Source organism: Microbacterium sp. NPDC055988 (assembly GCF_042269505.1).
GTDB lineage: Bacteria > Actinomycetota > Actinomycetes > Actinomycetales > Microbacteriaceae > Microbacterium.
Genome location: NZ_JBHJXY010000001.1, coordinates 1345264 through 1369352 on the forward strand (window position 1 = coordinate 1345264; position 24089 = coordinate 1369352).

Annotated in this window: 21 protein-coding genes; 9 read left to right on the plus strand and 12 right to left on the minus strand. The window is 70.2% G+C overall.

Annotation, left to right across the window (positions count from 1 at the left end; translation table 11 throughout):
• Positions 1-136: 136 nt before the first annotated feature.
• The 5 genes from ACFC14_RS06600 to ACFC14_RS06620 form a co-directional block, all read right to left on the minus strand.
• Complete coding sequence (locus tag ACFC14_RS06600) at positions 137-2179, minus strand: hypothetical protein (protein ID WP_376102016.1); 2043 nt, start codon at positions 2177-2179, stop codon at positions 137-139.
• On the minus strand, positions 2176-3402 hold the full coding sequence (locus ACFC14_RS06605) for a signal peptidase I (protein WP_376102018.1): 1227 nt from the start codon (positions 3400-3402) through the stop codon (positions 2176-2178). Before ACFC14_RS06605 ends, ACFC14_RS06600 begins: the two co-directional genes overlap by 4 nt.
• Positions 3399-4022 (minus strand): SipW-dependent-type signal peptide-containing protein, encoded by a 624-nt coding sequence (locus ACFC14_RS06610; RefSeq protein ID WP_376102020.1) that lies wholly within the window; start codon positions 4020-4022, stop codon positions 3399-3401. Before ACFC14_RS06610 ends, ACFC14_RS06605 begins: the two co-directional genes overlap by 4 nt.
• 15 nt (positions 4023-4037) lie before the next feature.
• Positions 4038-4604 (minus strand): SipW-dependent-type signal peptide-containing protein, encoded by a 567-nt coding sequence (locus tag ACFC14_RS06615; RefSeq protein ID WP_136041770.1) that lies wholly within the window; start codon positions 4602-4604, stop codon positions 4038-4040.
• Positions 4605-4755: 151 nt separating this feature from the next.
• Positions 4756-5550, minus strand: a complete 795-nt coding sequence (locus tag ACFC14_RS06620) for an SDR family NAD(P)-dependent oxidoreductase (protein WP_376102022.1) — start codon at positions 5548-5550, stop codon at positions 4756-4758.
• A gap of 430 nt (positions 5551-5980) precedes the next feature.
• Between ACFC14_RS06620 and ACFC14_RS06625 the strand changes: the two genes are divergently transcribed.
• The gene (locus ACFC14_RS06625; RefSeq protein WP_376102024.1) at positions 5981-6256 is read left to right on the plus strand and encodes a hypothetical protein; all 276 of its coding nucleotides are present in this window, start codon (positions 5981-5983) and stop codon (positions 6254-6256) included.
• Between the two features lie 47 nt (positions 6257-6303).
• Here ACFC14_RS06625 and ACFC14_RS06630 read toward each other — a convergent pair whose 3' ends face one another.
• The 6 genes from ACFC14_RS06630 to ACFC14_RS06655 are packed head-to-tail and all read right to left on the minus strand — an operon-like array spanning position 6304 to position 12332.
• A complete protein-coding gene (locus tag ACFC14_RS06630) occupies positions 6304-7104 on the minus strand; it encodes a hypothetical protein (protein ID WP_376102025.1) in 801 nt (266 codons plus the stop codon).
• A complete protein-coding gene (locus tag ACFC14_RS06635) occupies positions 7101-7850 on the minus strand; it encodes an amidohydrolase family protein (protein WP_376102027.1) in 750 nt (249 codons plus the stop codon). Before ACFC14_RS06635 ends, ACFC14_RS06630 begins: the two co-directional genes overlap by 4 nt.
• The gene (locus tag ACFC14_RS06640; RefSeq protein WP_376102029.1) at positions 7847-9064 is read right to left on the minus strand and encodes an aminotransferase class III-fold pyridoxal phosphate-dependent enzyme; all 1218 of its coding nucleotides are present in this window, start codon (positions 9062-9064) and stop codon (positions 7847-7849) included. The genes ACFC14_RS06635 and ACFC14_RS06640 overlap by 4 nt, the downstream gene beginning before the upstream one ends.
• Positions 9065-9103: 39 nt before the next feature.
• Positions 9104-10129, minus strand: coding sequence for a Gfo/Idh/MocA family protein (locus tag ACFC14_RS06645; RefSeq protein ID WP_376102031.1), 1026 nt, complete (start codon positions 10127-10129; stop codon positions 9104-9106).
• Positions 10126-11139 carry a Gfo/Idh/MocA family protein gene (locus ACFC14_RS06650; RefSeq protein ID WP_376102033.1) on the minus strand — a complete coding sequence of 338 codons (1014 nt, stop codon included), beginning with the start codon at positions 11137-11139 and terminating at the stop codon, positions 10126-10128. Before ACFC14_RS06650 ends, ACFC14_RS06645 begins: the two co-directional genes overlap by 4 nt.
• The gene (locus tag ACFC14_RS06655; protein ID WP_376102035.1) at positions 11136-12332 is read right to left on the minus strand and encodes an ROK family protein; all 1197 of its coding nucleotides are present in this window, start codon (positions 12330-12332) and stop codon (positions 11136-11138) included. Before ACFC14_RS06655 ends, ACFC14_RS06650 begins: the two co-directional genes overlap by 4 nt.
• 189 nt (positions 12333-12521) lie before the next feature.
• On the opposite strand from ACFC14_RS06655, the gene ACFC14_RS06660 reads away from it, so the two are divergent.
• From ACFC14_RS06660 to ACFC14_RS06695, 8 genes are all read left to right on the plus strand, one after another.
• Positions 12522-13763: an ABC transporter substrate-binding protein gene (locus ACFC14_RS06660; protein ID WP_376102036.1), complete on the plus strand. Its 1242-nt coding sequence runs from the start codon at positions 12522-12524 to the stop codon at positions 13761-13763.
• A 75-nt stretch (positions 13764-13838) separates the two neighbouring features.
• Positions 13839-14744 carry a carbohydrate ABC transporter permease gene (locus tag ACFC14_RS06665; RefSeq protein WP_136041780.1) on the plus strand — a complete coding sequence of 302 codons (906 nt, stop codon included), beginning with the start codon at positions 13839-13841 and terminating at the stop codon, positions 14742-14744.
• Entirely contained in the window at positions 14741-15658 is a 918-nt protein-coding gene (locus ACFC14_RS06670) for a carbohydrate ABC transporter permease (protein ID WP_376102038.1), read from the plus strand. The genes ACFC14_RS06665 and ACFC14_RS06670 overlap by 4 nt, the downstream gene beginning before the upstream one ends.
• A gap of 19 nt (positions 15659-15677) precedes the next feature.
• The gene (locus ACFC14_RS06675; RefSeq protein ID WP_376102040.1) at positions 15678-16712 is read left to right on the plus strand and encodes an NAD-dependent epimerase/dehydratase family protein; all 1035 of its coding nucleotides are present in this window, start codon (positions 15678-15680) and stop codon (positions 16710-16712) included.
• Complete coding sequence (locus ACFC14_RS06680) at positions 16712-17797, plus strand: dihydrodipicolinate synthase family protein (protein WP_376102042.1); 1086 nt, start codon at positions 16712-16714, stop codon at positions 17795-17797. Before ACFC14_RS06675 ends, ACFC14_RS06680 begins: the two co-directional genes overlap by 1 nt.
• Positions 17794-18807, plus strand: a complete 1014-nt coding sequence (locus tag ACFC14_RS06685) for a hydroxyacid dehydrogenase (RefSeq protein WP_376102044.1) — start codon at positions 17794-17796, stop codon at positions 18805-18807. The genes ACFC14_RS06680 and ACFC14_RS06685 overlap by 4 nt, the downstream gene beginning before the upstream one ends.
• A gap of 37 nt (positions 18808-18844) precedes the next feature.
• Entirely contained in the window at positions 18845-19768 is a 924-nt protein-coding gene (locus ACFC14_RS06690; RefSeq protein WP_376102046.1) for a GNAT family N-acetyltransferase, read from the plus strand.
• 109 nt (positions 19769-19877) lie between these two features.
• Positions 19878-22031, plus strand: a complete 2154-nt coding sequence (locus ACFC14_RS06695) for a peptidase C14 (RefSeq protein ID WP_376102048.1) — start codon at positions 19878-19880, stop codon at positions 22029-22031.
• Positions 22032-22428: 397 nt separating this feature from the next.
• Here the strand turns inward: ACFC14_RS06695 and ACFC14_RS06700 are convergent, their stop codons facing one another.
• Entirely contained in the window at positions 22429-23871 is a 1443-nt protein-coding gene (locus ACFC14_RS06700) for an APC family permease (RefSeq protein ID WP_376102051.1), read from the minus strand.
• Between the last annotated feature and the right edge of the window lie 218 nt (positions 23872-24089).

Sequence of the window (24089 nt, forward strand, 5' to 3'; positions counted from 1 at the left end):
GTCGGCACGGAGCGGCGGAATCACGCACGGCCTCTTGGCCGCCGGCTGCGTCGAGCGGCGTGTGATTCTGCCTGTAGTCCGGCGCGAGAAGAATAATCACGCCGCTCCGAGTCGAGCGCAGACTCGCGCGAAGCGATCATCCGAGAACCGATATATAGGTGTCGTACCAGGAGGCGGCGATCTTCGTCGCCATATGAGCGAGGGGCACGCGGACGGGGGTGCTGAAGGTCCCTGCGGTGTTGCCGACTCCGGCGCCACCGGTGTCGTTCAGTCCCGCGAAGTAGACAGCGCCCGTATTGAGGAGGAACAGGGTCGTGTCGTTGGCCATGGCGACGTCGGTGACCACGCTGCCGGCGGGCATCGCCACCGCGGTCAACGTCGTGCCCGGCGTGGCGGAGCTGCCGATGCCCTGCGAGCTGCTGGTGTTCGCGCCGAGGGCGTAGACCGAGCCGTCGGTCATGATGACGAGCATGCGGTACTGCCGGACGATGACCTTCGCGGCGGTCTTGCCCGCAGGCAGCGCTTTCTCCACGAGGTAGAACGTGCCGCTGCCGCCGTACGCCGCCGTGCCCGCCGTGAACAGTCGGCCGTCTTCGGTGACCACAGCCGACGAGTGCCAGCCGATCCCCCCGGAGACGACCCCCGTGATCGGCGTGGCCGCCGCGGTGAGCATGATGCGCCCCGTCGCGCCGGCCGCGGCACTGACGGCACTGCCCTGTGCGGAGTATCCATAGCTGTCGGCGCCGGCGACCATGGCCTGCCCGTTCTCCAGCACCATGAGGACCGCTCCGTAGGGGTTGACCTCTGCGGTGAGGGCGCCGGACGGCATCGTGTAGTTGTCGCTCACGCGCTGCCAGTAACGGGTGTTCGTGTAGCCCGTGCCGAAGCCGCTGAGTTCGTTGTCGCCCGTGGCCCAGACTCCGCCCGACGCGTCGACGGCGGTGGAGGAGAGCTGGTCGGTGCCGGTGCCGATGTAGGTGATGCCGCCGAGCTGGGCGCCCGGTCCGGTGAGTGCCGCGACGACGGTCGACCGACTCGTGGTGGTGCCGTCGCCGATGATGCCGGAGGCGTTGTAGCCACGCCCCCACAGGTTTCCGTTCTGGTCGGCGTAGAGCAGTGTCGAATAGCTGGAGCCGATCGCCGTGGCCCCGGTGATGGAGAGGTTGTCCCAGAGGGGGACCGCACTTGTGCGCGCCACACTCAGGTCGTCGGAGCCGGTCTGCCCCTGCGCCGAGTATCCCCACGCCACGAGCGGCACCGAGGTGACCGGCTGGGCCGACAGGATCGTGAAGGCTCGCGGGGACTCCACCCGCACCGGGCCCTGCGCGGGTTCCGAGCGGTTGCCGACCACCCGGAAGTCCACCGTCCCCGTGGCGCTCGTCGTGAAGGTGCCTTCACTGAGATCCGCGAACGCCCCCGACTCGAACGCGAGGCCGTCGGGGAGCACGATCGTCACCGCGGTGTTCGGCACGACGGCGTTGGTGGTGATGTCGCGGACGGTCGCGGTGAAGACCGGTGTGCGTCGACGGTCCTGCAAAGCCGGCGGCAGCGACGACGTGGCCGAGGTACCGACGGGGATGACGCGGGAGATCGGCGGTGTCGTGGCGATCAGACCCGTCAGGGTGAGTGTGTGCCCGAGATCGCAGGTCGCTGAGCCTCGCCCTCCGTCGAGGGTGCCGATGGCCACGGTCCGCGACGCGGGCGCCGATCGCCACTCGGTGCCCGCGCGCGTCGACACCGCGACCCCCATATTCGCGTTCGCGAGCGACCCCAGCGCCCCTTCGAGTTCCGTTGCGGTCACGGTGACCGTAAAGGTGTACAGCCCGGCGGCTGGCCCCGTCACCTGGATGCGATCGGTGGGCGCCTCGAAGCTCGCCCCCGCGCCGATCGCGAATGTCGCCAGCATCCGTGCAGGATCGTCGAGTTCGGAGGTCCACCCGATGGTGACGCCGCTCATCGCCCCATTCGTCCCCTCGTTCTCCGTGGTGCAGGCCGTGATGGTGGGCACGTCGAGCGTGCCCGCCGCGACCGGTCCCTCCGCGTACTGGGCGTCGAGCCATGCGGCCTCCGTCGTGCTGAGGAGGGCGTCACCGCCGACGCTCGCGGGAGCGACGGAGACCGTCAGAGCGGCGAGGCAGGCCGCGGTGAGCAGGACGAGGAGTCGACGGAGCGCCTTCATTCCGTCCTCCCCGGGACCGTGCGGCGGCGGGCGAGCAGGGCGATCCCGATTCCGACGAGCACCGCAGCGGGCGCGGCCAGCATCACGAAGCCGGAGCCACCGGTCGGCGGAAGCTCCGACTCGCCGTCGATTCCGGTGTCGACGGTGTCTCCGGCGGCAGTCGCCCGCACCGTGACGGACGCTCCGGCAGCGGCGGCCTCGGGCGTCTCGGGCTGCGCGGTGAGCGCGACCTGTACGTGGACGACCGCCGGCGTCGTGGCGGTGTCGAGTGGCTGCCACGGTCCGTCGGGTAGCAGGGGGCCTTCAGCGAGGAGCACCCGCTCACCGGAAGCGCACGTCCCGTCGGACAGCCACGGTTCGGCGCAGGCGCGCACCTCGGCCCGCAGCCCGAACCGCGCATCGCCCGTCGACGAGAGGGCGAGCGCCAGTTCCCCGTCCGGAGGCGCTGCCGACGCGTCCACATCGAGGTGCCAGAGGAGGGGGTCGAGCGGGTCGAGCCCCTGGACGCCGGCGCCGGCGAGGTCGGAGCGGACGACGAGGTAGTCGGACGTCGTCGCGGCATCGGCCGACAAAGGGGTGAGCGTGGCGCCCATGGCAGCCGCCGTGACGATGAGCACGGTCACCAGGGCGCCCCGACTCGTCGAGACCTGCGTCGCGGTCTCCTCCGGCGGGGGCATCGGGCCGGGCGGCGCAGGATCGTCGTCGGACCGTGTCGTCTCCCGCCGCGGCCAGAACGCCCACGCGACGAGGAACGCGGTGCCGAGGGTGAGCGAGCCGAGCACCCAGGGGTTGCCGAACTGCGCGATCACGGGCGCGAGATTCGGCACCGACCCGCGTACGATCCGCGCTTCGGTGATCGTGTAGCTCGTCGGGTCGTCCACCGGGTTGGCGTCGCCGCGCATCGTCAGCACGCGTGCGGCCGGTGCCCCGCCGTCACGCACGCTCGTGACCCGGTGGGTGATGGGCAGCGTGCCCGCGCGGTCGACCGTGACCACGTCGCCGACCACGATGTCGGATGCGGGGACCCGCTGGACCAGCGCGACCGAACCCGCGGGGATCGTGGGCGACATGGAACCGGTCTTGAACATCATCAGCGAGTAGCCGCCCGTGAACGCCAGGACGGCGAACACGATGCATGCGGCCCCGCCGATCGCGGCCACGGCGAGCACCACGTCCCGGACGAGGCGGCTCGTCCGGGCGGCACCGCGTGCGAAGGAGCTCATCCCGTGCTCCCCGTGATGACCCAGGTGGGAGTGAGGGCGACACCCTGCGTGATCGCCGGCGCATCGATCGGCAGGGTCAGGACGATGCAGTACGTCACCGTGGAGCCGCCGGCGGCTGCGACCTGCTGGGCCGGAAGAACCGGGATCTGCGTGAGGCCGGTGACCTCGACTCCCGGAGTGCTCGCGATGCACTCGGGTGGGGTCGGATCCGTCGACGACGTCACCGAGGCGCGCACGAGCAGCGCGTCCCGCAGCGCCGCCTCGGGACTGCCGGCGGCCGGGTCCACCGAGAGCGCGACGCCGCTCAGGCTGACGCTTCCATCCACCGACCCCGCGCCCTGCACCTGCACCCACGCCGCCGCACTGTCACCCGGGTAGAGAGGTGCGAGCGTCCAGCTCAGCGCAGCGGGATCGGCCTCGGGATGCGTCGCGAACGCGCCATCGTCGGTGCGGGATGCCAGGGCGAAGCTCCCCGCAGCGAACGGCGACCGAGCGATCTCACTGTCGGACCAGGATGCGAGGGTGCCGGCCGAGCCGACGCCCAGGAGCAGGGCGCAGGCGAGCAGGGCCTGGACACGCGTGAGCGCTGTCCGGCCTCGGTCGCGCGTGCGCCGAGCCACGATCCGGTCGTCCGGTTACTGGGAGACCGCGTCCCACTGCCAGAGCGCGGTGCCGGTGTCACCCTGAGCGATCGCCGCGCCCGCCGTGACCTGAAGGCACAGGTACACGATGTCGCCCGGATCCATGGTGGCGGGGACAGCGGTGCCGGCGGCGAAGGCCGCGGCGTCACAGCCGAAGGCCGCCGTCGAAACCGCGCCGAAGGTCAGCTGGCCGGCGAGATCTCCGGTCACCACCGGCGCCACGGCCGTCAGTCCGGCCGGCGACGTGCTCGCCGCAGTCAGCTGGAGCGCGAAGGGCGCGTAGACGACGTCATCCGGTGAGAGGTTGTCGAAGCCCGTGCTGAACGTCAGCGTGGCCGCGTCGCCCTCCACCGCATGATCCGCCCACGTGGCGCCATCGGTCGAGCCTTGGAATTCGAATGTTCCTGCCGCGAAGTCGCTCGTCGCGAACTCCGAGTCATTCCACGCGGCGAGTGTCAGCGCGGAACCCACGCCGACGACGAGCCCACCGGCGAGGACGGCGAAGATCTTCCTTCGGGTCTGAGCAGAGCGCTCCGATCCCGTCAAAGCAGTGCGAACCATGATTCCTCCTGGTCATCCTGCTCCCCCGCGTGAAGCATAGCCATCGGCGGGAGCCCGCATAAGGGGTCGTTCGTGCGGGGCGGCGCCCGATTAGTACCCCCGCCACCGACGGGCGATCACCGGAGGCGAGCTCGCGCTCCCGGCATGCGTCTCAGGGAACGATCGAGTCGATGTAGCCGCCGTCGACCCGCACGGCGGCGCCGGTCGTCGCGGAAGCGAGAGGAGATGCCAGGTAGACGACCATGTTCGCGATCTCCTCGGGCTCGATGAGACGCTGCAGCAAAGACTGCGGGCGGTGCAGGCGCATGAACTCGCGCTGCGCCTCGTCCCACGGCAGCTTCGGGTCGACGAGCTCGTACACGAAGTCCTCGACGCCGCCGGTGTGGGTCGGGCCGGCCAGCACCGAGTTGACGGTGACCCCCGTGCCCGCCGCCTCCTTGGCGAAGCCGCGGGACACCGCGAGAAGGGCCGTCTTGGACATTCCGTAGTGGATCATCTCGGCGGGGATCACCACGGCCGAGTCGCTGGCGATGTCGAGCACCCGGCCCCAGCCGCGCTCGGTCATGCCCGGCAGCGTCGCGCGGATGAGGCGGACCGCGGCCAGGACGTTCACGTCGAAGTACCGCCGCCATTCGTCGTCGGTGATGTCGAGCGCGGGCGTCGCGCCGAAGATCCCCAGGTTGTTGACGAGGATGTCGACATCGCCGGCTGCGGCCAGCACCGCATCCGCTCCTGCCTGGTCGGTGACGTCTCCCGCCGCGGCTACGAGATCACGTGCAGAATTCTCCTGCTGCAGCTCGGTGATGACGGACGAGACCGTATCGGGCTTGCGGCCGTTGATCGCCACACGCGCGCCGGTGTCGGCCAGCGCCGCGGCGATCGCCCGCCCGATGCCCTGCGTTGAGCCGGTGACGAGCGCGGTCCTGCCCGTGAGATCGATGCGCATGCTGTTCCCTCCGTGATGGATGCTGCCAGCTGGTGCAACGGTAGTCGCAGCGATTTCATGCCCGGGGCGTCTGATACTCGGCAGAGCAGCGATTGTGGACAAAGGTAAAACGTTAGCTGGTCAAATGTCGTATAGGGTGGATGTGTCGTTGCTCGGAGCGGACTGGGGAAGGCCGGTCCGAGCGCAGACGCGGGCCGCGATCCTTCGCTGCCGCGCGTCACTGGCCGCGGCGAGAGCCGCCTGTTCTCGGTGCGCCTCCCCCTCCCGCACCGGGCTGCGCCCCCCGACGTGGAACCCGAGGGTCCACGTCGGGGGGATGTGTCATCCACCGATCTTGACCCGGTCTTTCGTTGGCCTCCCGCTCAGCAACGTGTAACATTTCACTCGACTCTGCCGGACGGGTGCGAGGAATGGATTGCGAGGCGTCTCCATGGACGACGAAGCGGATCGGGCGACACGACTCCGACTCGGACTGCGATGGCTCGTCGGCTGCGCCGCGAGCGCCATGATCTTGATCGCCGCGTGGTTCGCCTACGGTGCGGCCATCGATTCGCCCGTGACGATGACGGCCGCGGCCGGGGTCTTCGCGGCTGTCCTGGCCGCGGGGAGCAGTTGGCACGCGGCGCTGCGGACGCGGCTCGATCTGATCGCAGCGGAGGCCGAACCGCTCGCGGACGCCTCCCGTCCGCTGTACGGATCACGCTGAAGCCGGCGCCGAGTCGCGCCGGAAGCGGCGCCTCCGGACATATGGCGTCAGGCGAGGAGGGCGGTCGCGTTACCGGACGTGATCGTTCGCAGCGCGGAGGGTGAGAGCGCAGAGGCCGCGAGCTGCAGCGCCGTGGCTTCCGGGGCCTGCACGGGGAAGGCGCTGCCGAACATCCAGCGCTCCGGGTCGTCACCCAAGCTGTCGGCGACAGCCGTGGGGCCGTTGACGTGCCACAGGTCGAGCCGAAGCCATTCGGGCGCGGCGTCACCGAGGTGCCGGTTCAGAGCGATCCAGTCCGCGCGGTTCAGCCCGCTCAGCAGCAGTGGGTGAGCGGGGCTTTCGCGCACGAGGTCGGCGATCCGGTGCACCTCGAGGTCGACGGCGGGGGAGAACGGGTGCCGCACCCGGGCATCGTCGAGCCGGGCGATCAACTGCACGGGGAGCCCGCGGTCGGCGCACGCGTCGAGCACGGGGCGTACGGCAGACACCTCGCACCGGTGGAAGCCGGGAGCGACGCGCACACCGAGCGCGCCGGCGGACACGGCATCGTCGAGCTCCTCGCGCCAGGTCGACTCCCGCGGATCGATCGTCGCGAACACCCGGAACAGCGGGTCGTCGGCACACGCGGCGAGCACGGCCTCGTTGCCGGTGCGCGTGTCGAAGCCGAAGAGGGACGCCAGATGCGAGACCCAGACCGAGTGCAGGCCGAGGCGGTCGGCGTGGGCGCGCAGGGCATCAGCATCCGCGGCGGCGGAGAGCCGGTACGGCCACTGCCCGAGGAAGCACGTGGTGTCTATGGCTCCGAGGTCGGCGAACGCGCGCAGCATCCGTCGCGCCTGGGCGGTCATGCCGCGACCTCCGCGAGCCAGCGGGCCACCGTGCCGCCGAAGACCCGCTCCTCCGCGTCGAGGTCGAGCCCCGCGCCGAGCACCTTGCCGACGTTGGTCGCGAGGTCGATGTGGGGCAGGTCGGAGCCGAAGACCACCCTATTAGGGCCGAGCCGCTCGACGGCCAGCGCCACCTCGCCGGCACCGATGATCGTGCCCGAGGTGTCGACCGCCACGTTGGGGCACGAGCGCACCGTGTTCACCGCCGACTCGGGCTGACCTCCCAGATGCGCCATCAGGAAGCGCACGTCGGGGTGCCGGCGGGCGGCGGCCGCGATGTGCTCGGCCGTGGACTCGTACGGGAACTGCCCCACGGTCTTGCGCCAGGCATGGGTGAGCACGATGAGGTGGTGCTCGGCGGCGTACTCGAGGATCGGGTCGCTGAGCGGATCGTCGGCCAGCGTCGCGATCCAGAGCTTGATGCCGACCATGCCGCGGTCCTCGACATTGCGGCGCAGATCGTCGATGCTGTCGCGGCCGAAGCGCGGATTGACGTAGCAGTATCCACGCAGCCGTTCGGGGTATCGGCGGAGTTCGCCGGCCAGCACGTCGTTCATCTCGCGCACCTCGTCGAGGCTCGGGTGGGCCTGGAAGCTCCCGAGGTTGCTGCACAGGAACAGCTCGATGCCGAGGCGGTCGCCGGCGTCGAAGACCGCGGGATCGAAACGGCCCTCGTCGAGGTGCGTGTGGGCGTCGATGCCGCTCATGCCATCGCCTCACTGAGGGCGGCCGCGGCCCGGCGCAGGGTCTCGTCGATGTCGGACTCGGTGTGCGCGGCGTTGACGTACACGACCCGGTAGAAGGAGAGCCCGTGACGGAACGCCGCCCGCAGGAACGCCTGGATCTGGGCGTCGGCGCCGACGAACTGCGGGCACGCCGGGTGCCCGACGAGTCGGATGTCGGAGCCGGCGTCGGCGAACACCGCGTTCATGCCGTTCAGCAGTCGAGTGCCGGAGGCGAGCAGGCGCGCGATCACATCGCGGTCGCGGATGGCGGTCATCGTGGCGGTGGCGGCTGCGAGCGACAGGGTCTCGCCTCCATACGTCGAGGTCACGACCACCTCGCCACGGTCGAGCACGGCGAGCACCTCACGCCGCCCGCAGTAGACCGCGAGGGGCATGCCGTTCGCGATTCCCTTGCCGAACACCGACAGGTCGGGAAGGACCCCGGTCACCTCGGCCATGCCGCCGAGGGCCACACGGAAGCCGGTGACCATCTCGTCGTAGGCCATCAGTGCGCCGTGCCGGTCGGCCAGGTCGCGCAGGTAACGGTAGAAGCCGGCCGCCTCGGGGATGGCGGGGTAATCGGCGGCGACGAGGATGACCGCGATCTCCGAACCCCGGGTGAGGAACAGCCGGTCGAGAGTCGCACGGTCTTCCCAGTCGACCGCGTGGTGCAGCGCGGCGAGGGCGGCCGGAACGCCGGGCACGGCATCCGTCTTCGCACCGGGCAGCACGCGGGCGCCCGCGGCGAGCGAGTTGAGCCAGCCGTTGTAGCCGATCTGCACGACGCGGTCGCGACCGGTGTGCGCGCGGGCGATGCGGATGACGGCGGCGAGAGCCTCGCCGCCCGTCTTCAGGAAGCGCGCGGCCTCGGCGCCCGGCACGAGGGAGCGGAACAGCTCGGCCGTGGTCGTCTCGAGCGGATGCGGGTGGCCGAACAGGATGCCGTCGTCGAGCTGGGCGCGGATCGCGGCGTCGACCGTCGGATCCGCATAGCCGAGCGTGACCGGGCCGAGCGCGCAGCGATAGTCGATGAACTCGCGGCCGCGGTCGTCCCACACGCGGCATCCGCGTCCGCGGACGATGACTTCGGGCTCCTCCGGCAGCAGCGTCGGGGCCTTGGAGTTCGTGCTCGACCCGACCGGCATCACGGCCAGCGCGCGCTGCCGCCATCCGGTGGTGGTGTGCGCGGTGTGCATGCCTGGCCTCTCTGCCGTTCGGATCCTGCGGTGTGCTGTCTAGGCGAGGGCGACGACCTCGCCGCCGCGGGTTGCGGAGAGCTGCGCGGCCTTGGCGATCTCGACCGTGCGGATGCCGACTCCGGCGTCGGGCTGCGGCTGCCGGCCCTCGCGCACGGCGCGGACGAACTCGTCGAGCAGCAGCCCATCGAGGTCGGCCCCGACGGGGCTCCACGTCTCGCCGCGCGCATCGTGCCCGGCGACCCCCTTCGCGAAGGGGCTGACCGTGACGGTGCCGCGCTCGGCCACGACCTGCAGCGTGAGACCGCCCCAGGTCGCGGAGCTCATCGGCCAGCTCCACGAGCAGTCGATCGTGGCGATCACTCCGCTCGGGTACTGGATGGTGACGAGTCCGCCGGTCTCGACCGCGAGCTCGCGCTGCGCGTGCAGGATGCTGTTCGACACCGCACGGACGGACTGCGCCCGCTCGCCCAGCAGTTCGTCGAGCAGGTCGGCGCAGTGCACGACGTGGTCGACGAGGGCGCCGCCGCCCGCCAGCTCGGGGTCGGTGAACCAGGCCCGATCCTCCGGAAGCTTGCCGTTGTTGATGCCGGTGACGCCGAGGACCGTGCCGAGGCGACCGCTGCGCAGCTCGGCGATCGCGTCGCGCACGCTCGGGGCGAAGCGCACCGGGTAGGCGACCATGAGGATCACGCCGGCCTTCTCGCAGGCCTCGCGCATCGCGATCGCGTCGTCGACGGTCGTGGCCAGCGGCTTCTCGCACAGCACGTGCACCCCGGCGGCGGCCGCGCGCTCGACGAGGGCGCGGTGCCGGGAGTTCTCGGCGGCGATCACGACGGCATCCGGCTTCCACGCGAAGGCCTCGTCGTAGGTCTCGACATACGCGACGCCCAGTTCGGCGGCCAGCGCGGCACCGCGAGGGGCGTCGTCGGGCGCCGTGGCGCCGTCAGGGTCGGTGGCGATCAGCTCGACGCCGGGCATCTGCTTCAGCGCGTGCACGTAGCTCAGGGCGTGCGTGTGCGCAAACGACAGCACGGCGATGCGCAGCGGGGTGGGGGCGGTCATCGGACGGCCTCCTCGGCCTCGGAGCGGGCAGGGACCGGAAGTGAGACCGGCGTGCCGGTCGCGATCGAGGCGTAGGCGGCCTCGGCGACGGCGACGGCTTCGATGCCGTCGGCCGGGCTGACCCGGGCATTGCGGCCTTCGCGCAGCGCGGCCACGAAGTCGGCGATCTCGGCGTAGTAAGGGCTCTCTTCGGGAGACATCGGCGGGAGGTAGTCGGTGGCTCCGGCATCGAGCACGGCATCCGTCCGCAGCGAAGTGTCTTCGGCGCTGTCGTAGCGCAGCCGGCCCTCGGAGCCCGCGACCTCGACGCTCGTGCGGAAAGGCATCCCCGGGGCGACCCAGCTGGCGTGCAGGTGGCTGATCACGCCGCTGCGGTGGGTCAGCACGACGTGCGCGGTGACGGGTGCGGGAACCCGGTCGTCGACGGTCGGCGGATTCTGCACCGCGAAGACCGTGGCCACGGGGCCAGCGAACCAGACCGCCTGATCGATGTCGTGGATCATGAGGTCGCGGATGACCCCGCCGCCCGTGCTCTCGGAGAAGAACCAGGGCGTCTGTGGTGCGGAGCCGGCGCGGCTGAACCGCTGCACTGCGAGCGTGCCGATGCGTCCGGCGTCGATGCCGGCCTTGATCTGCGCGTACTCGCCCATGTACCGGACGACGTGGGCGGGGAAGAGCCGCACGCCGGCATCCTCTGCGGCTCGGGCGACCGTCGCCGCGGCCTCGGCGGTGGCGGCCAGCGGCTTCTCGCAGATGACGTCCCGTCCGCGCCGGATGGCCCGCAGCGCGAAGTCGGCATGGGTGCTGCTGGGGGTCACGATGTCGACGATGTCGACCAGCTCGATGAGCGTGTCGACGTCGGGGACGAGCGCGAAACCGTACTCCTCGGCGATCTCCTCGGCGCCCGCCAGAGAGGTGACGTACCCCTCGGCGCCCAGCGCCCGCCAGGCGTCGGCGTGCACGCGGGAGATGCCGCCGGCTCCGATGAGTCCGACCTTCAACGTGCTCACTGCTTCTCCTCGGTGTTCTCGGCGGTCGTGTTCTCGGCCGTAATCTCCGCCCCGACCGGTTCGACCGGCAGGGGGGTGATCGGCGGGGCCGGCATGTCGTCGATGCCGTAGATCTCGGCGGCGTGCCGCTGGAAGGCGTGCACGACCGCGCCGTGTGCGGCGGCCTCGGCGCCCAGTCGGGCTTCGGCGAGCGGCACCTGGAACGGCAGGCCGAGGTGACCGGGGAGCGCGGCCCGCAGCGGGTCGAGCAGCTGTTCGTGCGCGGCGGAGAGTCCGCCGCCGATGACGATCATCGCCGGGTCGACCGTCATCGTCAGGGTCGCGATGCCGTGGGCGAGCTCGTCGATGAAGCCGTCGAGCTCCTTCTGGGCGGCCGAATCCCCGCCGCGAGCCTTCGCGAAGACCTCGGCGGCGGTCGGGGCGGTGCGCCACGAGATCTGTCCGGTCTCGCTGTTGAGTCCGCGGAAGGCGAGGCGTCCGATGTCGCCGGCGGCGTTGTGGATGCCCCGCCGCGGGCGACCGCCGAGGATGAGCCCCATCGCGATGCGGTTGCCGACCGAGAGGTAGATGACGTCGTCGACGAGCTGGGCGACGCCGAGGTGGTGCTCCGCGACCGCAGCCAGACGCACGCCGTTGTCGACGGCGACGGGACAGTTGAACGCCTGCCGCAGCTGCGAGCCGATGTCGATGCCCGACCATTCGGGGATGACGACCGAGGTGGTCACCCGCCCCGTGTCGTCGACGATGCCGGGGAGTGAGACGCCGACCGCGCGCAGCTTCGATGTGGGGATCGCGACGTCGGACAGGGTGTGGCGCACGTCGTCGATGACCGCGGCGAGCTTGGAGGCGCCGTCGGGCTGCTCGGCGACGCCGGGGTAGCTGCGCTGCACGATCACGGCTCCGGCGAGGTCGGCCAGCACGACCCGCACGCTGGCGACGCCGATGTCGACGCCGACGACGGTGCCGGCGGCGGCATGGAACGAATAGCGCCGGGCGGGGCGACCGGCTCCGCCGCCGTTCTGCGCCGGGGCGTCGACGATCAGCCCGGAGTCGCCCAGGGCGGTCACGGCATTCTCGACCGAGGTGCGCGAGATCTCGAGGGAGCGGGAGAGGTCGTTGACGGTCGCGGGGCCCGCGTCGCGCAGCTGCAGAGCCGATCGCGCGACGATCGAGCGCGGACTGTTCACGGCCATGTGCTGCCCCCTCTTCTTCTCCGTCGTCGGGTGCGATCAAATTAGCACACCGAATTCTCAGATCAAGCTTTGTTGTTTTCGAACGGGAAACACGCCTGAAACAAGCGCCTGAGAACTTGTACTTGACGAATTATCCCATCCCAGTGTCATAATGAACCGTACTCAGCACGGTTCAAGCAAAGGAGCACCATGCGCGTCAGCAAGTTCATCGGCGTCGCCGCGGGAGTCGCGGCCGCCACCCTGTTGGCCGGATGTTCGGCCGGCGGAGGCAACACCGCAGAGGGTGAGCAGGACATCACGGTCTGGCTCTACCCGGTCATCGCCGACGAGGCGGTGCACAAGGACTTCTGGGACTCGACGATCGCCGACTTCGAGAAGAAGAACGAGAACATCAACGTCGACTACGAGATCTTCCCGTGGGCCAACCGCGACGAGGCTCTGCAGACGGCGATCGCGGCCGGCAAGGGTCCCGACGTCGTCTACCTCATCCCCGACCAGCTCGCGGCGTACCAGAAGTCGATCGCACCGCTCAACGACCTGCTGAGCGAAGAGCGCCAGGGCGACCTGCTGCCCAACGTGAAGACCTCGGTCACCCTCGACGGTGACATCCTCGGAGCGCCGCTGCTCACCAGTGCCCAGCCCCTCCTGTGCAACGCGGCCGCGTTCGAGGCCGCCGGCGTCACCGAGTACCCCGAGACGTGGGACGACATCGCCGAGATGGCCCCCAAGTTCACGGAGAAGGGCATGTACGCCCTCAACTACCCGGCATCCGCCGAGAACACCCTGAACCTCACCTACTACCCGCTGCTGTGGCAGGCCGGTGGCGAGGTCTACACGAAGGACGGCGACGTCGGCTTCGACAGCAAGGAAGGCGAGAAGGCGCTCACCTTCCTCACCGACCTGGCCGAGGCCGGAGCGCTCGACCCCGAGGCGCTCACCACCAACGTCCCGCTCGAGCAGACGGCCGTCGCTCAGGGCAAGGTCGCCTGCACGTGGAACAACGCGGTCCCCGAGGTCCTGCCCTTCTGGGGCGAGGAGAACGTCAAGGTCCTCGCACCGCTGACCGAGAAGGAGACCGTGGCCTACGGCACGGTCGGCTCGCTCTCGGTGCTCAAGGGCTCCAAGGCACAGGATGCCGCGGCGAAGTTCGCGGAGTACGCGACCGGCGCCGACGTCATCGAGCCGTACCTCAAGGCGGCCGGATTCTTCTCGGCGCTCAGCACCACCGAGCCGCTGTACGCGGATGACCCGCTGCTCGGCGAGGTCGAGAAGTACGTGCCCGACACCACGGTCGGCGAGCTCAACGCCTCGTCGCGTGCGCTCATGGGCGTGCTCGCGCCCGAGATCCAGGCCGCCCTCCTCGGGGACAAGTCCCCGGAGGACGCCCTGAAGGATGCCGCGACCGCCGCGGCACCGCTCACCAAGAAGTAAGCAGCATCCGGGGGCGTGCGGAGCCCGAACTCCGCACGCCCCCGTTCCCTTCACTCCCCACGTGAGGAATCACTGATGACGACGGCAACCACGGCGAAGAGGCCCGCAGGGCGGGTCGCACGGGTGCTCGCACGGCGAGAGGCGCGCATCGCGTTCCTGTTCGTGCTCCCTGCGTTCCTCCTCTTCATCGCCTTCCGCTTCGGCCCCAGCATCGTCGGCGTCGCCTTGAGCTTCTTCGACTACGACATCACCGGCGAGATCTCCTGGCGCGGGCTCGACCACTTCCAGCGCATGATCGCCGACCCGCTGTTCTGGCGGGCGATGGGCACCACGCTGATCTACACGGTGTTCGCTGTGCCGATCGCGCTCGTGCTCTCCACCGTGATGGCGCTCGGCGTGCGCCGCGCCTTCCGGGGCGCGCGCTTCTTCCGGTCGATCTTCTTCCTCCCCGTCATCACCTCGCTCGTGCTGGCGGGCTCGATCTTCGTCTGGATCTTCTCCGCCAACGGCCCCTGGTCGGCGCTGATGACCCCGCTGGGTCTCGGCGGATCCTGGCTGGGCAGCACCGTGCTCGTCATCCCGGCCATCGTCGTCGTGGGCGTCTGGTCGCGATTCGGCTACGGGATGATGATCCTCATCGCCGCGCTGCAGGACGTGCCGCGCGAGCTCGAAGAGGCGGCCCTGATGGACGGAGCAGGCGCCTGGCAGCGCTTCCGCTACGTCATCCTCCCGGTGCTGCGTCCGACCTTCTTCTTCCTCGCGGTGATCGAGACGACCGCCGCGTTCCAGGTGTTCGACGTCATCTACGTGATGACCCAGGGTGGACCCGCGAACGCCAGCTACTCGCTCGTCTACATGCTGTACGACCAGGGCTTCCGCTACTTCGACTACGGATACGCGGCCGCCATCGGTGTGGCCCTGTTCATCATGACCCTCGTCGTCGCGCTCATCCAGCGCCTGGTGATCGGAAAGCAGAAATGACCGCTCTGTTGCAGCCGCCGACCCAGCCGCCGACGCAGTCGCCGGTGATGCCGCCGAAGACGTCGACCAAGCAGCGCCGCGCGTACCGCGCACTCCAGCCCACCGGCTGGGGGATCGTCGGACGATGGATCTGGCTGAGCCTGGCCGGCATCCTCAGCTTCTTCCCCTTCTACGCGATGGTCGTGCTGAGCCTGAAGCCGGGCATGGTCGTCGAGCTCCCCGGGTCGCTTCTGCCCTTCCAGGACATCTCGTTCGAGGCCTACGAGCAGGTGCTCGCCGGGCAGAACATCCTCGGCTGGCTCGGCAACACGCTCATCTACTCGCTCGTCTCGGTCGTCGCGGTGCTGTTCCTCTCGGCGCTCGCGGGGTACGCCTTCGCCAAGAAGCGCTTCCGCGGCAAGGAGGTGATGTTCTGGTCGTTCCTCGCGATGGTGATGGTCCCGTTCCACGTCACCCTCATCCCGACGTTCATCCTCATGGCGAACCTCGGCGGCGTCGACACGTACTGGGGCCTGATCCTGCCGTCGCTCGCCAACGCGCAGGCCGTGTTCCTGATGCGGCAGTTCATCTCGGGCCTCCCCGACGAGCTGTTCGAGGCCGCCCGCATCGACGGTGCGGGCGAGTTCCGCATCTTCCTGCGGATCGTGCTGCCGCTGTGCAAACCGATCCTCGCGACCCTCGGCATCTTCGTCTTCCTGTGGCACTGGAACGACTTCCTGTGGCCGCTCATCATCGCGAAGTCCAACGCGATGTTCACACTCACCGTCGGCATCTCGTCGCTGCAGCAGCAGAACGTCCCGCTGAGCACCATGCTCGCCGGATCCGTCGTGGCGCTGCTGCCCATCTTCCTCGCGTACCTCATCGCTCAGCGGTACGTGCAGGAGGGCGTGGCCGGTACGGGCATCAAGGGCTGAGAAGAAGGGAAAGCACCACATGACTCAGCACAGTTTCACTTCGGAAGCCGATCTCGAGGAGGCGCTCGCCACCCCGAGCGCCGGCCTGATCGACGACCTCTCGCGCGGGGCGGGCGACCTCGTGATCCTCGGTGCGGGCGGCAAGATGGGCCCGACCCTGGCGATGCTCGCGCGTCGAGGGATGGATGCCGCCGGCCGCAAGGACGACGCGGTCTACGCCGTCTCCCGCTTCGGCGACGCCGCGATCCGCGAGCGCCTCGAGACCGCCGGGGTGAAGGTCGTCTCGTTCGACCTGATCGAGAACGATGACTTCGCATCCCTGCCGGATGCCCCGAACGTGGTGTTCATGGTCGGCGCGAAGTTCGGAGCCGCGACCAACGCCTCCTGGGCGTGGGAGGTCAACGCCGCTCTGCCCGACCGCGTCGCCCGCCGCTACCGCGAGAGCGCCATCTCGGTGCTCTCCACCGGCAACATCTACCCGTTCCTCCCCGCCGCCTCGGGCGGAGCATCCGAAGAGGTGCAGCCCGCACCGATCGGCGAGTACGCGCAGTCGTGCCTCGGCCGGGAACGGGTGTTCGAGTTCGGCGCGCAGGAGCGCGGCACCAAGGTCGCGATCATCCGCCTGAACTACGCCGTCGATCTGCGCTACGGGGTGCTCGCCGACATCGGCAGTGCCGTGCACGCGGGGCAGCCGGTCTCGGTCGCGACCGCCAACGTCAACGTGATCTGGCAGGGCTACGCCAACGAGGTCGTGCTGCGCAGCCTCGTGCACGCCTCGACCGACCCGTTCACGATCAACCTCACCGGCCCCGAACTGCTGAGCGTCGAGTCGATCGCCCGCCGCTTCGGCACGCTGTTCGACCGGGAGGTCGAGATCGTCGACGAGCCGCAGCCGACCGCGCTGCTCAGCGACGCCCGCCGGTGCATGGCGCTGTTCGGCTACCCGGCGGTCTCGGCCGAGACCCTGATCGGCCTGCAGGCGGACTGGATCGAGAAGGAGCTGCCGATGATCGCCAAGCCGACCAAGTGGGCCGTGCGGGACGGGAAGTTCTGATGACGGAGTCCGCCGCACGCACCGCGACCGTGCCGTCACTGCGCCCCGAGGCCGCCGCCACGCTCGCGCGCGGAGCGGTCATCCCGGCGCATCCGCTCGCGCTCACCGCCGACCGTGCGCTCGACGAGCGTCGTCAGCGCGCGCTCTCCCGGTACTACCTTGATGCCGGTGCCGGCGGCCTCGCCGTCGGCGTGCACACGACCCAGTTCGAGATCCGCGATCCGGAGCACGCGCTGTTCGAGCCGGTGCTCGCGCTCGCGGCTGAGGAGATGGATGCCCGCGGCGACGCGAGCCTCGTGCGCATCGCCGGAGTGGCCGGCGACACCGCCCAGGCGGTGGCCGAGGCGGAGCTCGCCCGCTCGCTCGGCTACGACGCCGTGCTGGTGAGTCCCCGCGTCGCGGGCGCCGACGAGCGTGCCCTGCTCGAACGCGCCCGCGCCGTCGGCGAGGTGCTGCCGCTTGTCGGCTTCTACCTGCAGACCGCGATCGGCGGGCCCGTGCTCGACCGCGACTTCTGGCGCGAGTTCGCGTCGATCCCCGCCGTCGTCGCCGTCAAGGCCGCGCCCTTCGACCGGTACCGCACGCTGGAGCTCGTGCGCGGCGTCGCCGCCTCGGGTCGCGCCGACGAGATCGCGCTCTACACGGGCAACGACGACGCGATCGTCGCCGACCTGCTCTCCGAGTTCCACGTGGAGTCGCCGTCGGGTCCGCGCACGCTGCGCTTCGTCGGCGGACTGCTCGGCCAGTGGGCGGTCGGCACACGTGCTGCCGTCGCGCTCCTCGAACGCGCCCAGCGGGCGATGGCCGGCGACGCGGAGGCCTACCGCGAACTCGGTCTCGTCGCCTCCGACATGGTCGACGTCAACCAGGCGGTGTTCGACCCGGGCAACGACTTCCACGGGGTGATCGCCGGCGTGCACGAGATGCTCCGCCAGCAGGGACTGCTCGACGGCATCTGGTGCCTCGACCCCGCAGAGGGGCTCTCGCCCGGGCAGGCCGAGGAGATCGCGCGGGTGCGCCACGCGTACCCCGACCTGAATGACGACGCCTTTATCGCCGAGAACCTCGAGGCCTGGCTGGCATGAGTGCTGGTACGGGTGCGCCGGCCGTGGTCGCGGTCGTCTCCGCGGAACTCTTCGCGGAGTTCTTCTCAGCGGAGGATGCGGAGCGGCTGCGCGTGGTGGCCGCTCGTCTCGGGGGTTCTTTCGTCCGCGTGGATCGGTTGGCCGATGCGGAACTCGCCGAGGCGCGCATCGTCATCACGAGCTGGGGCGTCGGCCCGTTCGACGCGGCGGTGCTCGCATCGCTGCCGAAGCTCGAGCTGATCGCGCACACCGGCGCCACGATCAAGCCCTTCGCGACCGATGCGCTGTTCGACCGAGGCGTCGTCGTGACCCAGGCGGGCGCGGGCATGGCGCGGCCGGTCGCCGAGGTGTCGCTGACGTTCACGCTCGCGCTGCTGCACCGGGTGCCCGAGATGCACAACGCCCTGCGCGCCGGCGACGGCTGGTACGACGCGGATGCCGTCGGCGTGCAGCGCGAGATCCTCGGCATGCCCATCGCCGTGATCGGGGCCTCCCGCACCGGACGCGCGTATCTCGAACTGATCCGAGCGCTCGGGGCCGAACCGCTGCTGGTCGACCCGACTCTCGATGCGGCGACCGCTGCCGTTCTCGGGGCCGAGCTGGTCACCCTCGACGAGGCGCTTCAGCGTGCGCAGATCGTCGCCGTGCACGCACCCACGCTGCCCGAGACCCATCACCTGATCGGTCGCCGTGAGCTCGCACTCATGCGCGACGGCGCGGGGCTCGTGAACACGGCGCGGTCGTGGCTGGTCGACGAGGCCGCGCTGATCGACGAGGTGCAGCGCGGTCGGCTCAGCGCCGCGATCGACGTGTTCGACGAGGAGCCGTTCGCCGTCGACAGCCCGTTCCGCACGCTGCCCGGAGTGCTGGTCACTCCGCACCGGGCGGCCGGCGCGAGCCAGGGGCGGCTGCGTCAGGGGCGGATCGTCGTCGACGAGGTCGAGGCCTTCGCCGCGGGGCGTCCGCTCGCGCACACCATCTCCCGCGACCAGCTGTCTTCGATGGCATGACCGGGTCGGCGGGATCCGCGGCCGTCGTGCGGGCATCATGAGCGCGGTGGCGATCCGTGCCGCCCGGGCCGAGGATCAGCCAGCACTCGCCGCGCTGTGGGCGACCGCGTTCACTCCGCCGCTCGCCCCCGACCAGTGGCTCGTCGACGACGAGCGGCTCGCGCACACGCTGGTGGCCGAAGACGGCGACGGTCTGTGCGGGTCGATCTACGGACTGCCCAAGAGGCTGCGGGAATCCGACGGCGGGATCGCCGAGGTGCACGCCATCGGCAGCGTCGCGGTCGCCGAGCGGGCCCGGGGTCAGGGGCTCGCTCGTCAGTTGGTCGCCGCGACGCTGCAGGCGGGGCGCGACGCCGACTGGGCGCTGCTGTTCACCGGAACCCCCGAGGTGTATCGCTCCAGCGGGTTCGAGACGTTCTCCATGGCGCGCACCCTGGCCGGACCCTGGCGTGCTCCCGCGCCCGCTCCCGTCGAGACCGATGCGCGCGTCGAGCGTGAGACCGTCGGGCTCGGGAGTCTCCGCCCGCTGCACGAGGTCTACGCACGTTCGCGCGAGGGCAGGGTCGTCCTCGCCCCGGTGCGCGGCGACCGCGATCGGGCGATGGCGGAGGTGCGGATGAGGGGCGCCACCCTGTATCGCCGGATGCAGGGATCGACGGTGGTCGGCTACGCGATCGCCGAGCGCCGCGGCGAGGTCGGCGTGCTCCTCGAGAGCGCCGTGCTTCCCGACGCCGACGCGGCGCGCGGCGACCTGCTCGCCGCGGTCGCTGCGGACTGGGCTTCGGCGGGTGTGACCTCGTGCGAGCTCGCCGTGCCCGCTCTGCCGGAAGACGACCTCGTGATGCGCGACTTCGCGCCCGAGGCCGTGCGGCAGGACGACCGCACCGGGATGATCCGCCCGCTCGGGCGTGCGGCCCGACTGCACGGCATCCGCCACTTCACGGCGGGCGACTACTTCTGAGCATCCGCTCGGAGCACGGCACTGGGGACTGGGGATCTATCGGATGATGCGGCTCGGCCGGACGGCCGGACGCCTGACCGCGGTGATGACGCCGCACGGAAGGATGAGCATGACCCCGCAGGAGATGACCCAGACCGAGACGGCCGCGCTGCGCAGCAGGCGCATGCTGCTCGCCGGGTTCGGCGCCGCCGCGATCGGCGGAGTGGCGGCCGTCGGCATGCCCGCGGCCGCACAGGCCGCAGGACCCGTGGCACCCCAGAGCTCGTCGGGTTCGGCGAACGTCGCCAACGGCGGCACCGCGACCGACCTCGCGAAGCGCAAGGGTAAAGACGGCGACCTCGTGCGCACGGTCGGCTACGCAGCGGCCGGAGACGGCGGCGACGGGCTGTACCGGTTCGTGAAGAAGGATGCCCCGGCGGCGAACGGGGGCACCGTGATCGCGGCCCCCAAGGGCGGTGCCTGGCTGCTCGTGCACGACGGGGTCGTCGACTTCCGTCTGTTCGGGGTGATGGACGCGAAGGTCAACGCCGACGACGCCCTCGACGCGATGGTGAACGATGCGAGCATCCACCGGATCGAGGCCCACAGCGACCTGAACTTCGTGCGCCGCCACAAGTTCTCGCGGTCGAACATCGCGTTCGACTTCGGCGGACACCTCATGACGACGGTCGGCATCGAGAACGCCGGCAAGGACGACCCCTTCGCCGCGGTCATGTTCTTCCGCGGAGAGGTGACGGATGCCGTGCACGAGGCGCGGCTGAATGAGGTGGTCCCCGACCTCGGCGACGTCTTCCCGGTCGCCGACTCCTCGTTCTTCGCGGTCGGCGACTGGTACGCCGCCGAGGTGAACGCGTTGGCCGGCCGCTGGGAGCGCGAGCTGCAGCGGCTCGTGCAGGTCACGCAGATCGTCGACGGCACGCACATCCGCATCAATTACAAGAACGGCTGGCCGCTCGGCAAGGAGCGCACGATGACGTGGCGCCGAGTGGTGCCGGTGCAGGACGTGACCGTGTCGAACCTGAAGTTCCTCGGCACGGGGAAGGACGAGTACACGGGCTCGCACCCGCTCGCCTTCGAGTACGCGGTGCGCTGCGACGTCGACCACATCGACGGCACGGGAACCTTCTGGCCGCTGATCCAGCGCCGGTGGAACACCTACTTCTCGACCGTCAGCTGCACGCTGAAGAACCCCACCTCGGTGACGTGGGGTGGCGCCGGCTACCTGACGCAGCAGATCTACTGCCTGTACGGGTACGTCGCCAACTGCCACACCGCCAACTCGCGGCACCTGAACGACTTCACCGCGAGCGCCTACTGCCTCGTCGAGAACTGCCACGGCGACGGCGACGACCAGGGTCCGTTCGTCACGCACGGCCAGTACGAGCACGACCTCACCTACACCGGCAACTCCGGGCTGATGACGTTCGCGAACTCGGGGGCGGCCTGGGGATCGGCGGCCAAGCGCATCACGGTGCGCAAGCACGTGTGCTCGTGGTTCGTCGCCCGCGTGCGCATCACCGACCTCACCCTCGAAGACGTGCAGGTGATCGGCAAGCCCTCGCTCGCCGGCTCCGGGATGCTGTGGATCAACGCCGACGGCGCGCAGCTGCGGGGGTGCACGGCATCCGACACGCTCGTGATCACGCAGGCGTCGGACAACTCCGGTCGCCCGACCGTGATCGCCGACTCGCACTTCACGTTCGTCGCGCCGGGCGAGCTCACCAACGCCACCGTGAAGACCCCGGTCACTTTCGTCGACACCGTGCTCGACCGGGTCGGCGGTATGAAGATCGCGGGCTCGGGGGCGGTCACGTTCCGAGGCTCGACATTGAACGCGGCGGATGACGCGGCGCCGATCGTGTCGTCGTCGGCGCAACTCCGGTTCGAGGGGTCGACGCTGCGCAACGCCCGCATCGCGGGGGCCCGGGCGGAGCGCCAGGTGGTCGAGATCGCGGGATCGGATGTGTCGATCAAGGGCGGAACCGGTGTCTCCCGGACAGGCGACGGCGAGCTGCACCTGACGTTGTCGGACAGCAGCTTCCGCGCCGAGGGGTCGTCCACCCACGTCGCGGTCACGAAGGGTACGACGCACTACCGCGCGGTCGGCAACCGGTTCGAGGGCGGCGCGCTGGAGCTGGCGGATGCCGCGTTCGGCGGCTCTTCGACCCTGCTGCACACCGGCAACGTCGAGTCGGGCGTCACCCGCGCGGCCTTCCCCGCCGAGGGCGACCGCGTGGTCGACACCGCCAACGTCGTGGTCTGAGTCGCAGAGCGCCGGCGCGCGCCGCTGCCTCACCTGTCGCCCCTGCCCCCGCTGTCGCCCCTGCCCCCGTCCCCCGCTGTCGCCGAGTGCACGGGTTGTACTCGAGTGCACGGCTTCTCGACGTGAAGAGGCCGTGCACTCGACACGAAGCCGTGCACTCGGCGCAGGGTGCAGGGGCGAGGGGCGCGCCACCGGTTGTCGGCGCGGGGAGGAAGCCGGGGTGCCTGCCCCGCGAGTGCACGGGTTTCTCGCGAGTGCACGGCTTCTCGACGTGAAGAAGCCGTGCACTCGGCGCGAAGCCGTGCACTCGGCGCAGGGGCGCAGGGGCGCAGGCGCGCAGGGGCGCAGGCGCGCAGGGGCGCAGGGGTGAACGGGGCGAGGAGGGAGTGACCGGGCGTCAGCGCGGGCGGCGGGGGCTGTCGGGGTTCATCAGCGAGTGGCGGCGACCGTAGGCGAAGTACACGACGAGCCCGATCACGAGCCAGACGCCGAAGCGCAGCCAGGTCTCCCAGTGCAGCTGCGAGATGAGGAACAGCGAGAAGCCGACGCCGACGATCGGCACCACCGGCATGAACGGCAGCCGGAACGTGCGCGGGGCATCCGGCTTCGTGTAGCGGAACACGACGACGGCGATGCACACGACGACGAACGCCGCCAGGATGCCGATGTTCGTCAGGTCGGCGACGGCCCTGATCGGGAAGATGCCGGCAAAGAACGCGGACCCGATGCCGGCGATCCAGGTCACCCGCTGGGGCACACCGCGACCGTCGACCTTCGAGAACCAGCCGGGGAGCAGTCCGTCGCGGCTCATCGAGAACCACACGCGGGTCGCGCCGAGCAGGAACGTGAGCATGACCGTGAGGATCGAGAGCACCGCGAACACGGAGATGATCGATGCGATGACCGGCAGCCCGACGCTGGAGAACGCCGACGCGAAGCCGGCCTTCGGATCGATGTCCTGGTAGTTCTGCATGCCGGTGAGCACCAGTGTCGCGGCGACGTAGAGCAGCATGGCGATGACGAGCGACAGGATGATCGCCTTCGGCATGTGCTTGCGCCCGTCCTTCGCCTCTTCGGCCGCGGTGCTCATCGCGTCGTAGCCGAACACGGCGAAGAACACCGTCGCCGCCCCGGTGAAGACCGGGCCGAAGCCGGACGGCATGAACGGGCTGTAGTTGTCGGTGTTGATGTAGAAGATGCCGAGCCCCACGATGAACAGGATCAGCAGGATCTTGATCGCGACCGCCACCAGCTCGAATCGGCCGAAGGTCTTGGTGCCGCGGCTGAGGAGGAACGTCACGAGCAGGCAGATCAGGATCGCCGGGATGTTGACGACGCCGCCCGGCTGGTCGAACGTCTCGGTGACCGCGGTCGGCAGGTGCACGCCGAACCCGGAGAGGAACGCGTCGAGGTAACCGGAGATCCCGATCGCCACCACGGCCACGATGGCCACGTACTCCAGGAGCAGATCCCAGCCGATGAACCAGCCGGTGATCTCGCCGAGCGCGACGTAGCCGTAGCTGTACGCCGATCCGGCTCGGGGGATCATCCCCGCGAACTCCGCGTACGAGAGGGCGGCGGCCGCCGACGCCAGTCCGGCGATGAGGAACGAGATGACGACCGCGGGTCCGACGCCGGGGTTCGTGGCGTCGCCGTGCGCGACGAGGCCGGCGAGTGAGAAGATCCCGACTCCGACGATGCCGCCGACGCCGATCGCGGTGAGCTGCCACAGCCCGAGGGATTTGAAGAGACCGCTGCTCTCCGCCTCTTCGTTCAGATCGCCGACGGGCTTGCGCCGCCAGACGGAGTACGCCGGATTCTTCGGATTCGTGCGGGGCATCCTTGCCTCCCTGGTGTCCGCGCGCCCCGGGTGGGGGCGGCGTGCGAATGGCTGAGCTGTTTGAGCGGTAACACGTTACGCCCGCCTCGGTCGCTCCTCAATCAGACTTCTGGCCAGTTCCGGCGCCTGTGCGTGCGTCCATCCGTTCGGCCACCGCTGTCGCCCCCCCACCGCCGCCGGCACCGCCGCCGCCGCTACCGCTACCGCTACCGCTGCCG